We start from the raw sequence: 12,919 nt of genomic DNA on the forward strand, positions 1-12,919 counted from the left end.
GATTCGGGTACATCGGCATCGGCCAGCGACGCCGGCGCAGCGACGTCCGCGGAAGAGAACGGCGCCCGATCCCCGGACGCATGTCACACATCAACGGACGTCGCTTCCATGGCGTCACCCGATCAAGTCCTGCATTCTAGCCGCGCTGCAGCAAGCGGAAAACAGCAGCGCCGCGATCATCCCCAGGCCGCCGCATCGACCAGCACCTCGGCCCCGGCGGCCTCGGCCACCCGCGCCACCGGCAGCCCCGCCCCGGCGCGCCAGCGCATCAGCGCCTCGCGCTTGCCCGCGCCGGTGACCAGCACCAGCGTCTCGCGCCCGGCGGCCAGCGCGCCCGGGGTCAGACTGACCCGGTCGGCGGGCGGCTTGGGGGCCTGATGGACCGCCATCGTCAACGCCTCATCCTCGGGCATGGCGTGCCCGGGGAACAGGCTCGCGGTGTGACCGTCCTCGCCCATGCCCAGCAACACCAGATCGAACGGCAGCAAGGGCGCGATCAGCTCGGCGTAACGACGCGCCGCCGGCTCGGCACCGAGTTCGGCGGGGATCGGCAGGTGGTTGCGCGGCGGCAGACCGACCGGGTCGAGCCAGGCGGCGGCGATCGCGTGGCTGTTGCGCTCCGGATCATCGGCGGGGAGACAGCGCTCGTCGCCGTGCAGCACCAGCCAGCGCGACCAATCGCTGCGCGCGCGCGCCAGCCGCGCATAGACCTGCAACGGGGTCCGCCCGCCGGCGGCCACCAGCACGAAGCGTCCGCGCGCGGCGATCGCCCGCCGCGCCGCCTCCAGAACGCGCGCGGCGACGACCTCGGCCAGCGCCTCCGGGGTGTCATGCAGCTGGAATCCGACACCGGTGACAGACATGCTAGGATCTCCTCCAGTCATTACACTAAATGCGGATGGGGGCGCGGGCGCGGCGCGCCAAGCCCGCACCGCGCGGCTCGACACCCGCCGGCACGCGCCGACACACCATATTCGCACGTCACCCCGCCCAAGGGACGGGGCTTCTCGCGGAGGATTGGATGAAGATACTGCTGGTCGATGACTCCAAGTCGGCGCGCTATGCGCTGCGGCTCCAGCTCCAACGCCATGATGTCGAGGTCGAGACCGCCGACTCGGCCGAGGCCGCCTTCGAGATCCTCGAACGCGAGCTGCCCGACGCCATCCTGATGGACCACATGATGCCCGGGCTCAACGGCTTCGAGGCGCTCGAGGTGCTCAAGCAGAACCCGCGCACCGCCGCGATCCCGGTGGTGATGTGCTCCTCGCACGAAGAGGCCGACTTCGTCGAGACCGCGCGCCGCAAGGGCGTGCTCGGGGTGCTGCCCAAGTCGGTCGCCCCGGAGCGCCTGCCCGAGATCCTCGAGGAGCTGCGCACGGCCTTCGCCCAGCCGACGGCCACCGCGCCCGCGGCCACCACGACGGAACCGACACCGCCACCGGCACCGACCACGCCCCCCCCCACGCCGGCCAGCGCACCGGCCATCGACATGGCCGAACTCGATGCCCGCGTCTCCGCGCAGATCACCCGCACCCTCACCCCGCTGCTCGAGGACCTGCGGCGCGATCTCAGCGAGCAGCTGCGCGCCGAGGTTCGCCAGCAGCTCGACGCTCGTCAGGATATCTCCGAGGCCGAGCTGCAGGCACAGATCCGCGCCGCCCTGCCCGACCTGCTGCCGGACCTGCTGCGCATCGAACTCGAGGGCGAGCGCGCCCGGGTCGAGGAGATGATCGACGCCAGCCACCCCCAGCCCGAGGCGCTCTCGACCCTGGTCGAGCAGGCGCTGCAGGCGCACCTCGACCCGCTCGCCGAGCGCACCACCCGCCAAGCGCTGGTCGCCGCCCGACGCGAGGTCCAGGAGCAGAGCGAGACGATCGCCACCCAGGCCCACGCCGAGGTCGCCGAGGGGCTCGCGGCGCTACAGGCGCAGCTCAAGGTGGTGCGGCTGTGGGCGCTCTTTGCCGCGCTCGTCGGTATCGCCGCCGCCACCGTGGTGTGGCTGCTGCTCGGCGGTCTGGCTGCGGGATAAGCCGCGCGCGCTCATCCCGCCCCGGGATATCAAGCCGCTTCAAGTTACGCGCTGATGGCATTGAGACATCAGCGCTTTTCTAGTGCACACTCCTTGTCATTTCGATGTCGCCCGCCTATCCTTTTGCGGGTTCGTCACGGCCCGTGACGAGTGCGATCATCACAACACCCGCCGGCGCCACGCCTCGCACCCCTGCCCGGCGTCTCGTACCGGCGGCACGCACGGCCCCCTCCATGCTCGACGCTCGCCGCCAGCGAGGAAGGCGTGGCCCGGTGAAACACACGCGGCCGCGCCCCGCCGACCGCGTCATGCAATCCTTGCCTCGGAGGGTTCGAGTTATGTATGAGTTCGCGGACGGCGGCGAGCAGCCGGCTGCCGACGACAACGGCTTCTTCATCGATCGTCGCAACTTCCTCGCCGCACTCGCCGCCACCTCGGCCGGCCTGCTCGGCGGCAGTCCCAGCTTCGTCGAGGCCGCCGCGCGCGATCACTCGCTCAACCACCAGGTCAACGACCTGGTGCAGCGACTCCGCCGCAAGGGCATCGTGCAGCCCAACGAGCAGACCTCCTGGTCGGTCTACGACTTCAGTACCGGCAAGAAGCTGGTGGCGATCAACGAGGACGTGCAGCGCCAGGCGGCGAGCATGATCAAGCCCTTCGTCGCCCAGGCCTACTTCTATCAGGTCACGCGATCGAGCCGGGTGCGCTACAACGACGATGTGCGCCATCACATGGAGCGGATGATCCAGCGCAGCAGCAACAGCGCCACCAACTGGCTGATCGATCGGGTCAGCGCAAACCGGGGGCGGCGCGGTCCGCGCGACGTCGAGGCCGAGCTCAAGCAGCATGCCCCCGGCATCTTCCGCCAGACCCGTATCATCGAGAAGATCCCCCCGGGCGGCGGCACCTACGCCAACAAGGCCTCGGCGCACGACTACAGCCGCTTCCTCTACGCCATCTGGAACGATCGCCTGCCCTACAGCGCCGAGCTGCGACGGCTGATGTGCCTGCCCAACAACGACCGCATCGTCACTCGGGTCTCGGCCATCGCGCACCCGCTACAGGTCTGCGACAAGACCGGCTCGACGGCCAAGCTGTGCGGCAACATGGGCATCATCGAGGCGCGTGACCGGCGCGGGCGCAAGCACGCCTATACCATGATCGGCATCATCGAGCGGCCCTCCCGAGCACAGAACTACACCCAGTGGATTCGCAGCCGCGGCGACGTCATCCGCCAGGTCTCCAACCTCGTCTACCTGCACATGAAGGACCGTCACGGGTTGGTGTAGACGGGGCGCGGGCGGGTCCAGTCGCCAGTCGCCAGTCGGGTTGAACCGCGAAGGCGCGGAGGACGCGAAGGAATGCGGGGATTCGGCGTCGTTGGTTGGATGAGCGGTGCATCGATTGGGTAGCCGATGGCAACCCAATCGACGTGCTCGGGAGGATGAGCTTCCAGCCGTCAGCCGTCCAAACAGCTTGAACCGCCAAGATACCGTCTTGCCCGTCAATCGCCGATCATGCACACCAACCTCCCCGACTGGAGGCTGGAAGCTGATCGCTGGAAGCTGGTTCGAACCGCAAAGGCGCGGAGGACGCAAAGGGATGCGGGGGGGCGTCGTTGGTTGGATGAGCGGTGCATCTAGTTGGGTTGCCGATGGCAACCCAACCCAGGTGATGGGCGGCTCGAGTCAGCGACCGGCTCACCTTCACGCCGACGCTCGGGCATCACACCCGCTGGCGGCTGAAGGCTGGTGGCTGGTCGCTCCCTCTCAACCGCGCCGCCAGGTGGTGCCCTGGGCGCCGTCCTCGAGGACGATGCCGGCCTCGGTGAGGGCGTCGCGCAGCCGGTCGGCCTCGGCCCAGTCGCGCGCGGCACGGGCGGCCTGACGCTGGGCGATCATCGACTCGATGGCGGCATCGTCGAGTCCATCATCCGCCCCGTCACCACCGCGCAGATAGCGCTCGGGGTCATCCTGGAGGATACCGATCACGCCGCCGAGCCGACGCAGCTCGGCGCCGAGCGCAGCGGCCTGCTCCGGCTCGCCGGCATCGCGCGCGCGGTTGACCTCGCGCGCCAGCTCGAAGAGCACCGCCAGCGCCTCGGGGGTGTTGAAGTCGTCGTCCATCGCCGCGGCAAAGCGGGTGGCGAACGCGCTCTCGGCCGGGGCCTCGGCCTCGGGCAGGCCGCGCAGCGCGGTGTAGAGGCGGGTGAGCGCACCGCGCGCCGACTGCAGCTGCTCGTCGGCGTAGTTGAGCGGGCTGCGGTAGTGGCTGGTGAGGATGAAGTAGCGGATCTCCTCGGCCCGGAAGCGCTCGAGCACCTCGCGCACGGTGAAGAAGTTGCCGAGCGACTTCGACATCTTCTCCTCGTTGATACGCACGAAGCCGTTGTGCATCCATACCTCGGCGAAGGGTTCGCCGGTGGCCCCCTCGGACTGGGCGATCTCGTTCTCGTGGTGGGGGAACTGCAGGTCGGCCCCGCCACCGTGGATGTCGAAGTGGTTGCCGAGGCAGCAGGTGCTCATCGCCGAGCACTCGATGTGCCAGCCCGGACGCCCCTCGCCCCAGGGCGAGGACCAGCTCGGCTCGCCGGGCTTGGCCCCCTTCCACAGTGCGAAGTCGAGCGGGTCGCGCTTGGCCTCGCCGATCTCGACCCGGGCGCCGGCGCGCAGGTCCTGCGGGTCCTTGCCCGAGAGCTTGCCGTAGCCGGGGAAGCGCGAGACGGCGTAGTACACATCGCCGTTGTCGGCGGCATAGGCCAGCCCCTTGTCGATCAGGGTGGCGACCATCGCCTGGATCTCGTCGATGTGCGCGGTGGCGCGCGGCTCGCTGGTCGGCGGCAACACGCCGAGCGCGGCGGCGTCCTCGTGCATCGCGGCGATGAAGCGCTCGGTCAGCGCGGCGCAGGATTCATCGTTCTCGGCGGCGCGACGGATGATCTTGTCGTCGATGTCGGTGATGTTGCGCACATAGGTCACCTCGTAGCCGAGCGCACGCAGATAGCGATAGACCACGTCGAACACCACCATCACCCGGGCGTGGCCGAGGTGGCAGTAGTCGTAGACGGTCATGCCGCACACATACATGCGCACCTTGCCGGGCTCGAGCGGCTGGAAGGGGGTCTTCTGGCGGGTCAGGCTGTTGTAGATCTGTAGCATCGGGGTGACTTGGACTTCTCGCATTCCCGCGCGCGGCGCACGGACCAAAGCGTCAATGTTAGCAAAGGCGCGCCGTGAAGGGAGAGCCGCCAGCCGCCAGCCGCCAGCCGCCAGCCGCCAGCCGCCAGCCGCCAGCCGCCAGCCGCCAGCCGCCAGCCGCCAGCCGCCAGGATTGAACCGCAAAGCCGCAAAGGGCGCAAAGGGGTTCGAGTTGCAAGACCAGCCACCAGCCGCCAGCCACCAGTGGGAGTGCGCCCTCGACGACAGCACGGCTTGCCCGCATCCGTGACGCACGTTCTTGGCGCCAGTGTTTGTGGATATCCAGCCACTGGCGGCTGGAGGCTGATCGCCGGCGGCTCTTCTTCCCTTCGCGGTTCAATCCCGGTTGCAAGCGACCAGCCCCCAGCGGCGTGCCCTCGACCTCGACGACAGCACGGCTTGCCCGCATCTGTGACGCACGTTCTTGGCGCCAGTGTTTGTGGATATCCAGCCACTGGCGGCTGGAGGCTGGCGGCTGGAGGCTGATCGCCGGCGGCTCTTTCCCTTCGCGGTTCAATCCCGCTGATCGCTGACCACTGGCGGCTGGTCGCAGCCGGCCGCTTCACCTTTCACGTATCCAGCAAAGCCCTTACCATGTAACATCTGCGACCTTTGTGACCATCGGGCGGCCCCTGTGCCGACGGTGGTCGGGGTCCGGCCGAAGGGGTCAGACCAACACAGGCCGAGGGGTAATCCGTCCCCGGTGATGCGCCCCAGCGCCGAAGCACACAAAACCGTCGCCCTTGCGGGCGACCCGCTGTCCACCCCGTCCGCGAGGACGGGCCTCTCGCGGAGAGATTCATGATCAAACTCACCACCAATCACGGCGACATCCTGATCGAGCTCGACACCGAGCAAGCGCCCAAGACCTGCGCCAACTTCGAGCAGTACGTACGCGACGGCCACTACGACGGCACCCTCTTTCACCGCGTGATCGACGGCTTCATGATCCAGGGCGGCGGCATGAGCGCCGACTTCACCGCCAAGCCGACCCGTCGTCCGATCGAGAACGAGGCCAACAACGGGCTGAAGAACCTCACCGGCACCCTCGCCATGGCCCGCACCATGGAGCCGCACTCGGCCACCGCGCAGTTCTTCATCAACGTCGCCGACAACGGCTTCCTCGATTATCCCGGTCAGGACGGCTGGGGCTATTGCGTGTTCGGCCGGGTGGTCGAGGGCATGGAGACCGTCAACGCGATCAAGGGCGTGAGCACCGGCAGCCGCAACGGCCACCAGGACGTGCCCGTCGAGGACGTCGTCATCGAGCGCGCCGAGATCGTCGACTAGCGCGCCATCGCTCCCCGGCCCCCGCTCCGCCCCTGGCGCGGGCGGCCCCATCCCAGCCGATGCGACCCGACCCCATGGACGAGACACTCTTCGTCTCCGATGTCCATCTCTCACCGCAACGACCCGAGCTGACCCGGCTGTTCCTCGGCCTGCTGGCCGGACGGGCGCGCCGCGCCGAGCGTCTCTACATCCTCGGCGACCTGTTCGACGCCTGGATCGGCGACGATGACGACGAGCCGCTCCACCGCGAGGTCGCCGCCGCGCTCGCCGCACTCACCACCGCCGGCACCCGCTGCTTCATCCAGCACGGCAACCGCGACTTCCTCATCGGCAGACGCTTCGCTCGCGCCAGCGGCTGCCGGCTGATCGGCGACCCACACCCGATCACCCTCGACGGCGAGCGGGTGATCCTGATGCACGGCGATCTGCTCTGCACCGACGATCTCGCCTATCAGCGCTTCCGCCGCCGCGTGCGCAACCCGCTGGTACGGCGGCTGTTCCTGTGGCGCTCGCTGGCCTGGCGCAAGGCGCTGGCGGCCGACTATCGCCGCCGCAGCGCGGCGGCCAACGCCGACAAGAGCGCCGCGATCATGGATGTCACCGAGACGACGGTGGTGCGCTATCTGCGCCGTCATCGCGCCACCCGGCTGATCCACGGCCACACCCACCGTCCCGCCGATCACCGGCTGACGCTTGCCGGTCGCCCCGCCCTGCGCATGGTGCTCGCCGACTGGGACGAGCGCGGCGGCGAGCTGCTGGTCCACCGCCCCGGCAGCGGCTTCCATCGCGAGCCGCTGCGCCCCGCCGACTAACGCGACAGCGCCCGCGCGATCGCCGCGGCCAGCTCGTCCCAGGTCACCGGCTTGAGCAGCACCTCGGCGATACGCAACCGCACCAGATCGGCCTGCTTGATGGCGCAACCGTCGCCGGTGAGCATCAGCACCGCGATGCCGGTGTCGTTGCGACGGATCCGGCGCACCAGCTCCAGGCCGCTCATCCCCGGCATCATCTGATCGCTGATGAGCAGCTCGAAGCCGCCCTCGTCCTGCTCGAAACGGGCCAGTGCGGTGGCGGCATCGGCGCAGGCCTCGACCCGCGCGCCGGCACCGATCAGGGTCTCCTTGAGGTGGTGCAGGATCACCGGCTCGTCCTCGACCAGCAACACCCGCAGCCCCTCGATGTCGACCGGCTCGGCGCGCTCCGCGCTCGTCGGCTCGGGCGTCGAGCGGGGCTCGACCTCGGCGCTCGGCGGCAGCAGGATGTCGAAGCAGGCACCGCCGCCGGGCGCGGTGTCGATCAGCACGTGCCCGCCGTAGGTACGCATGATCCCGGAGACCACCGCCAGCCCCATCCCGGCACCCTCGCCGAGGCGCTTGGTGGTGAAGAAGGGCTCGAAGATCTGGTCGCGAACACTGGGGGCGATGCCCGGTCCCGAGTCGCTGACCCGGATACAGGCCCAGCCGCCCCGGACCTGCTCATGGCAGATCGCACACTCGGCCTGTTCGAGATGACGCAGCCTCACCCCCACCGAGATCCGCCCCACCCCCTGCATGGCATCGCGGGCGTTGATGCAGAGGTTCATCAACAGTTGCTGGAGATGGATCGGGTCGACGGTCACCGTCGGCGAGCGCGCCGGCCATTCGGTGACGATCTCCAACGTCGCCGGCAGCACCGAACGCAGCATCGAGAGGATCTCGCGCAACTTCGGCACCAGCAGCAGCGGTCGCGCCGACTCGGAGCGCTCGCCGCGCGAGCACACCAGCAGCTGACGCACCAGCGCGCGGGCGCCGTTGACCGCCGCCATGACCTGTTCGAGCTGGACGTCGAGCCGTGGCTCTTGGGCGCCGAACTGACGCCGTGCCAGCTCCGCCACCCATTGGATACTGGCCAGGGTGTTGTTGAAGTCGTGGGCGATGCCGCTGGTGAGCTGGCCGATCGCCTCGAGCTTCTGCGCCTGCTGCAGGGCGCGCTGCAAGCGCGCCCGCTCGGTCTCGGCGCGCTTGCGCTCGGAGATGTCGCGGATCACCGTGACGATGTACTCCTCGCCCTCGGTGCTGGCGTGATGGGCGTTGACCTCGACCTCGAAGGAGCGCCCGTCGGCCAACTGGCCGTCGAGCTCGAAGGTCAGCCGACCGTCGCGCCGCACCCGTTCGAGCACGCGTGTCCAGCGTGCCGTCGAGCCCAGCGCGCCACCGAGATCGGTGACGCGCCGCTCGAGGATCTCCGGCGCCGAGCGCCCGACGAAATCGCAAAAGGTCTGGTTGGCGTCGAGATAACGGGCGGTGCGCGGATCGACCACCGCGATCATGTCGGTCGAGCAGTCGAGCAGATGACGGAAGCGGCGCAGCGAGCGCTCCGACTCGCGGTTGCGCTGGCGCTGACGCTCGCGCACGAAGATCGTGATCGCCCCCAGCAGCACGCAGAGAAAGAGCACCAGCGGCAGGGTGGCGAGCAGCGCATAACGATAGATCCGCCAGTTGGCGCGCTCGTGGACCATCAGCCAGGGCACGCCGTCGAGCTGGACACTGTGCATCCGCGCGCCGTCGAACATCTTGGTGACGCCCTGATAGGCACGCGCCAGGGCGAACAGCGCCGGGCGCGACTCGGCGAGCGAGGCGGGATAGCCGCCCGTCTCCGGCCCGGCGGCGGCGATCACCCGGCCGGTCATGTCGACGACATAGACCCGATCGCCCGAGCCCTGCTCGGGACCGAGATAGGCGCCGATCCGATCGAGCGTGAGATCGAAGCCGACGATGCCGTGGAAACGCCCCTCGCCATAGACCGGCGCACCGAAGGTGACCATCGGCCCACGCCCGGCGGCATCGAGATAGACCTCGGAGACATAGGGCCGACGATGCGGATTGCGCGCCGGCAGCCCCTTGGCGTAGAGCTCGAAGTCGTGGATCGCCTCGGACATGAACAGCCGGTCGAACGGCAGATAGGGATAGAGCGACATGAAGCCGCGCGCCGAGATGTAATAGACCCAGGGCGTCTGCGGATAGGCGCGACGCACCCAGCGAAAGGCCGGCTCGAGCGCCAGCGCCATCGCCAGCTCGCGGTGCAGCGCCGGATCGTCCTCGAGCGGCCCCTCCCCGGTGAGGTTGAGACGCGCCTCGGGGCGCGCCGGCGGCGCCAGCCCGACCAGACCATAGCCGTCCTGGTCGGGGACCGGGCCGAGCAGCCGCAGTCGATCGAGCGCGCGCGGCCCGGGATCGGCCAGCCCCGCCTCGGCGGCGGTGCGCAGCGCATCGGCGGTGTCCAGCGCGCGGTGGGTCACCGCGCCGAGCAGCAGCGCCAGACGCTCGCTGCGATGCTCGAAGCGCGCCACCTCCCCGTGGATGGCGACCAGGCCGTGGAGCACGACGCCCCCGAGCAAGGCCGCGAGGATCGCCAGCCGCACCAGCAGGGTCTGCGCCCGCGCCCGCGCCGGCATCAGCACAGCCCACGCAATGACAATGACGGCGCGATCATCCCGCAGTCCTCAACGCCGCTCGGGATTGATCTGATCGGGCCGCAGCCTGGGGGTGAAATAATCATCGGCGGCCTCGGGGGCGACCTCGGTCCCGGCGGCATCGACCAGCGGCTGGTCGTCGTCCTTCCAGCCGCGCAGCCCGAGACGCAACGACACCACCTGCCGATAGCCGAGCACCTGCAGCGCGTGCGCGGCGAGCACGCTGCGATTGCCCGAGCGGCACACCACCACCACCTCGCGCTCGCGCGCTTCGACCAGCGCGGGGACGGTCTCCTCGTAGTCCCACTCGCAGGCCGACTCGAGGATGCCGCGCGGCACGTTGATCGAGCCCGGCAGATGCATGGCGGCGAACTCCTCGGGTTCGCGCACGTCGACGATCAGCGGCGCCGGCGCGCGCTCGAGCCGCTCGGCCAGATCCCAGGGCATGACCTCGCGGACCTCGGTCAGACAGTGCTGGATCAGTTGCAGAAAACGCTTCATGCGGACACTCCCCCCTGCGCCTCGCACGCGATCCACCGCAGGCCGTCGCAGACGGACACGAAGCGAATGGACCGCGCTGCACAACGCCCGACGCTTCGGCTCGGCGCCAGGCAAAACGGTTCATTGGATCATCATTGCGTGGATTTTGTCATTGATAAACCGAAAGCGCTCAGGATTCTCCCGCGCCGCCACGCGCGCACAGCCCGCGCTCGACGGCGATCACCGCCGCCTCCACCCGCGAGTGCACCTCGAGCTTGCGCAGGATCGCCTTGACGTGGAGCTTGACGGTGCCGTCGGAGATCCCGAGGCGCCGCGCGATCGCCTTGTTGCTCTGTCCCTCGGCGAGATGACAGAGGATCTCCTGCTCGCGCGGGGTCAGCTCGGGCGCGCCGCCGCTCGGGGCCGCGCCGGCGTGCCCGCCCTCGGCCTGCACCGCGCGCGCCAGCACCACCGCCAGCTCCGGGGCGACCACGGTGCGCCCGGCGACGATGTCGCCGAGTGCGGCGATCAGCGCGTCGGGCTCCATGTCCTTGAGCAGATAGCCCTGCGCGCCCTGCTGCAGCGAGGTGATGACGTCGCGCTCCTCGGCGCTGGTGGTGAGCATCGCCACCGGCATGCGCAGCTCCGCGGCGCGCAGCGCGCGCAACAGCTCCAGCCCGGTGAGCTGGGGCATGCGCATATCGAGCAACACCACGTCGGGGGCGTGCTCGCGCGCCCGCGCCACCCCCTCGGCGGCGTTGCCGACGGCCACCACCTCGATGCCGCGCCGTTCGAGCAACGCCTGCAGCCCGAACCGGAACAACGCATGATCGTCGATCAGCAACACCCGCATCAGTCCGTCTCCCAGGCCGGGCGGCGCCCGGCGTCGAATACCACCTCGACCCGGGTGCCCTCGCCCGGCTCGCTCTCGATGTGCAGCGCGGCGTCGATGCGCCGCGCCCGCTCCTCCATGATCGACAGCCCGATGTGCTCGCCGGGGTGGGCGCCGTCGACCGGCGCGCTGAAGCCCACCCCGTCGTCCTCGATCAGCAGCACGTAGCGCGCCCCCTCGCGGGTGAGCAGCACCCGCACCGTGTGGGCGCGGGCGTGCTTGCGGATGTTGGCCAGCGACTCCTGGGCGATGCGCAGCAGTTGCAGCTCGGCGGCGGCGGCCAGCTCGAAGGGCCGGGTGTCGTTCTGGAACAGCACATGGATGCCGGTCTCGCCGCCGAAGCGCTCGGTGAGCTTGGCCAGCGCCGGCACCAGCCCGCGACGATCGAGCGGCGCGCGAAAGCTCGCCAGCAGCTCGCGCAGCTCGGTATGGGCCTCGTCGAGTCCGTTGCGGATGCGCGCCAGATCGGTGCGCGCGGGCGCCGGGATCGGCGCCTCGGCCAGCGCGTCGGCGAGCATCCGGCACTGGAAGCGCAGGCTCGCCAGGGTCTGGGCGAGCGAGTCGTGCAGCTCGTGGGCGAGCGCGTTGCGCTCCTCGACGATCGACAGGCGCCGCGCCTCGGCGTCCGAGCGCTGCTTGGCGATCGCCATGCCGAGATGATGGCCGACGGTGAACAGCAGATCCATGATGTCCTCGCGCATGCTCACCCCGGGGCGGTCGACGAAGATGCTGTAGACCCCGAGCAGCTCGTCGCGATGCTCCAGCGGCACCGTCACCACCTCGACCTCGGAGCTGGCGAACATCCGCCGCCCGTAGATGCGGGCGCAGTAGCGCGCGTCCTGATCGCAGAGGATCTCGCCGGGGGCGAGCACGTTACCGCACAGACAGAGATCGACCGGGGCCATGTCCTGCTCGCGCACCAGATCGTCGTCGAGCCCGATCGCGCCGACCAACCGGCGGCTGCCGTCGGGCTGCACCAGGCGCACCGTCGCCGCGCGACCGTTGACCATCTCCTTGAGCACCCGCAGGAAACGCAGCAGCAGCGCCTCCAGGCTCTCGGCCTGATGGATGCCGGCGGCAACGTCGTAGAGGATCTTCAGCGAGGCGGTCTTCTGCGCCAGACGCCGGGTCTGGCGCGCGACGCGGTTGTCCATGTCCTCGTAGAGATCGGTCAGCTCGGCGTTGAGGTCGCGGATGTCCTCGGCGATCGGCGCCAGCACGCCAAAATCACGCAGCTGCTCGCTCGCCCCCGGCTCGCCCTGACAGACCCGCGAGAGCGACTGCTCGAGCCGCGCCAGCGGCGCCAGCAGACCGCGGCGCAGCCGCCGCCACACCAGCGCCAGCGCCGCCGCGCCGAGCAGCGCGGCGGCGAGCGCGAGCGCCCGCGTCCAGTCCGCCGGCACCGGCGCCGCGAGCGCCGCCAGCACCACCGCGCCGAGCGCCGCCAGCACCACCGCGCCGAGCAGCGCCAGCAGCGGCGCGCGCAACCCCAGCGCCGCGAGCAACGCGCGTACCCGCCGCCCCTCGTCGAATCCCTCCGCGCTCAGGCGTCGCCGCGCGCCACCGATCCGCATCGTCCA

The 12,919-nt window shown here is 69.9% G+C and carries 11 protein-coding genes; 4 read left to right on the forward strand and 7 right to left on the reverse strand.

Going from position 1 to position 12,919, the window contains the following annotated elements; translation table 11 throughout:
- Positions 1 to 176 precede the first annotated feature (176 nt).
- Positions 177 to 863 (reverse strand): 6-phosphogluconolactonase, encoded by a 687-nt coding sequence (gene pgl / locus ACAM26_RS12085; RefSeq protein WP_123141013.1) that lies wholly within the window; start codon positions 861 to 863, stop codon positions 177 to 179.
- A 158-nt stretch (positions 864 to 1,021) separates the two neighbouring features.
- Between pgl and ACAM26_RS12090 the strand changes: the two genes are divergently transcribed.
- Both ACAM26_RS12090 and ACAM26_RS12095 read left to right on the forward strand, forming a co-directional pair.
- Positions 1,022 to 2,029 carry a response regulator gene (locus tag ACAM26_RS12090; RefSeq protein WP_369613759.1) on the forward strand — a complete coding sequence of 336 codons (1,008 nt, stop codon included), beginning with the start codon at positions 1,022 to 1,024 and terminating at the stop codon, positions 2,027 to 2,029.
- Between the two features lie 338 nt (positions 2,030 to 2,367).
- Positions 2,368 to 3,318 carry a serine hydrolase gene (locus ACAM26_RS12095; protein ID WP_123141015.1) on the forward strand — a complete coding sequence of 317 codons (951 nt, stop codon included), beginning with the start codon at positions 2,368 to 2,370 and terminating at the stop codon, positions 3,316 to 3,318.
- 480 nt (positions 3,319 to 3,798) lie between these two features.
- On the opposite strand, the gene cysS is transcribed toward ACAM26_RS12095, so the two are convergent.
- Together cysS and ACAM26_RS12105 are read right to left on the reverse strand one after the other, a co-directional pair.
- The gene (cysS, locus tag ACAM26_RS12100) at positions 3,799 to 5,187 is read right to left on the reverse strand and encodes a cysteine--tRNA ligase (RefSeq protein ID WP_369613760.1); all 1,389 of its coding nucleotides are present in this window, start codon (positions 5,185 to 5,187) and stop codon (positions 3,799 to 3,801) included.
- A gap of 58 nt (positions 5,188 to 5,245) precedes the next feature.
- A complete protein-coding gene (locus ACAM26_RS12105; protein ID WP_369613761.1) occupies positions 5,246 to 5,743 on the reverse strand; it encodes a hypothetical protein in 498 nt (165 codons plus the stop codon).
- Positions 5,744 to 6,027: 284 nt separating this feature from the next.
- Between ACAM26_RS12105 and ACAM26_RS12110 the strand changes: the two genes are divergently transcribed.
- Both ACAM26_RS12110 and ACAM26_RS12115 read left to right on the forward strand, forming a co-directional pair.
- A complete protein-coding gene (locus ACAM26_RS12110; protein ID WP_123141017.1) occupies positions 6,028 to 6,516 on the forward strand; it encodes a peptidylprolyl isomerase in 489 nt (162 codons plus the stop codon).
- A gap of 74 nt (positions 6,517 to 6,590) precedes the next feature.
- Positions 6,591 to 7,328, forward strand: a complete 738-nt coding sequence (locus ACAM26_RS12115; protein ID WP_123142903.1) for a UDP-2,3-diacylglucosamine diphosphatase — start codon at positions 6,591 to 6,593, stop codon at positions 7,326 to 7,328.
- On the opposite strand, the gene ACAM26_RS12120 is transcribed toward ACAM26_RS12115, so the two are convergent.
- From ACAM26_RS12120 to ACAM26_RS12135, 4 genes are all read right to left on the reverse strand, one after another.
- Positions 7,325 to 9,949: an ATP-binding protein gene (locus tag ACAM26_RS12120; RefSeq protein ID WP_369613762.1), complete on the reverse strand. Its 2,625-nt coding sequence runs from the start codon at positions 9,947 to 9,949 to the stop codon at positions 7,325 to 7,327. The genes ACAM26_RS12115 and ACAM26_RS12120 overlap by 4 nt on opposite strands.
- Positions 9,950 to 9,997: 48 nt before the next feature.
- Positions 9,998 to 10,468 carry a rhodanese-like domain-containing protein gene (locus ACAM26_RS12125; RefSeq protein WP_123141020.1) on the reverse strand — a complete coding sequence of 157 codons (471 nt, stop codon included), beginning with the start codon at positions 10,466 to 10,468 and terminating at the stop codon, positions 9,998 to 10,000.
- Positions 10,469 to 10,637: 169 nt separating this feature from the next.
- Entirely contained in the window at positions 10,638 to 11,300 is a 663-nt protein-coding gene (locus ACAM26_RS12130) for a response regulator (protein WP_132229417.1), read from the reverse strand.
- Positions 11,300 to 12,913, reverse strand: a complete 1,614-nt coding sequence (locus ACAM26_RS12135) for a histidine kinase (protein ID WP_369613763.1) — start codon at positions 12,911 to 12,913, stop codon at positions 11,300 to 11,302. The genes ACAM26_RS12130 and ACAM26_RS12135 overlap by 1 nt, the downstream gene beginning before the upstream one ends.
- Between the last annotated feature and the right edge of the window lie 6 nt (positions 12,914 to 12,919).

Source organism: Marichromatium sp. PS1 (assembly GCF_041155115.1).
Taxonomy (GTDB): domain Bacteria; phylum Pseudomonadota; class Gammaproteobacteria; order Chromatiales; family Chromatiaceae; genus Marichromatium; species Marichromatium gracile.

Coding starts and splice junctions, on each gene's coding strand:
- pgl (WP_123141013.1), bottom strand. CDS start 863: ATGTCTGTCACCGGTGTCGGATTCCAGCTGCATGACACCCCGGAGGCG.
- ACAM26_RS12090 (WP_369613759.1), top strand. CDS start 1,022: ATGAAGATACTGCTGGTCGATGACTCCAAGTCGGCGCGCTATGCGCTG.
- ACAM26_RS12095 (WP_123141015.1), top strand. CDS start 2,368: ATGTATGAGTTCGCGGACGGCGGCGAGCAGCCGGCTGCCGACGACAAC.
- cysS (WP_369613760.1), bottom strand. CDS start 5,187: ATGCTACAGATCTACAACAGCCTGACCCGCCAGAAGACCCCCTTCCAG.
- ACAM26_RS12110 (WP_123141017.1), top strand. CDS start 6,028: ATGATCAAACTCACCACCAATCACGGCGACATCCTGATCGAGCTCGAC.
- ACAM26_RS12115 (WP_123142903.1), top strand. CDS start 6,591: ATGGACGAGACACTCTTCGTCTCCGATGTCCATCTCTCACCGCAACGA.
- ACAM26_RS12120 (WP_369613762.1), bottom strand. CDS start 9,949: ATGCCGGCGCGGGCGCGGGCGCAGACCCTGCTGGTGCGGCTGGCGATC.
- ACAM26_RS12125 (WP_123141020.1), bottom strand. CDS start 10,468: ATGAAGCGTTTTCTGCAACTGATCCAGCACTGTCTGACCGAGGTCCGC.
- ACAM26_RS12130 (WP_132229417.1), bottom strand. CDS start 11,300: ATGCGGGTGTTGCTGATCGACGATCATGCGTTGTTCCGGTTCGGGCTG.
- ACAM26_RS12135 (WP_369613763.1), bottom strand. CDS start 12,913: ATGCGGATCGGTGGCGCGCGGCGACGCCTGAGCGCGGAGGGATTCGAC.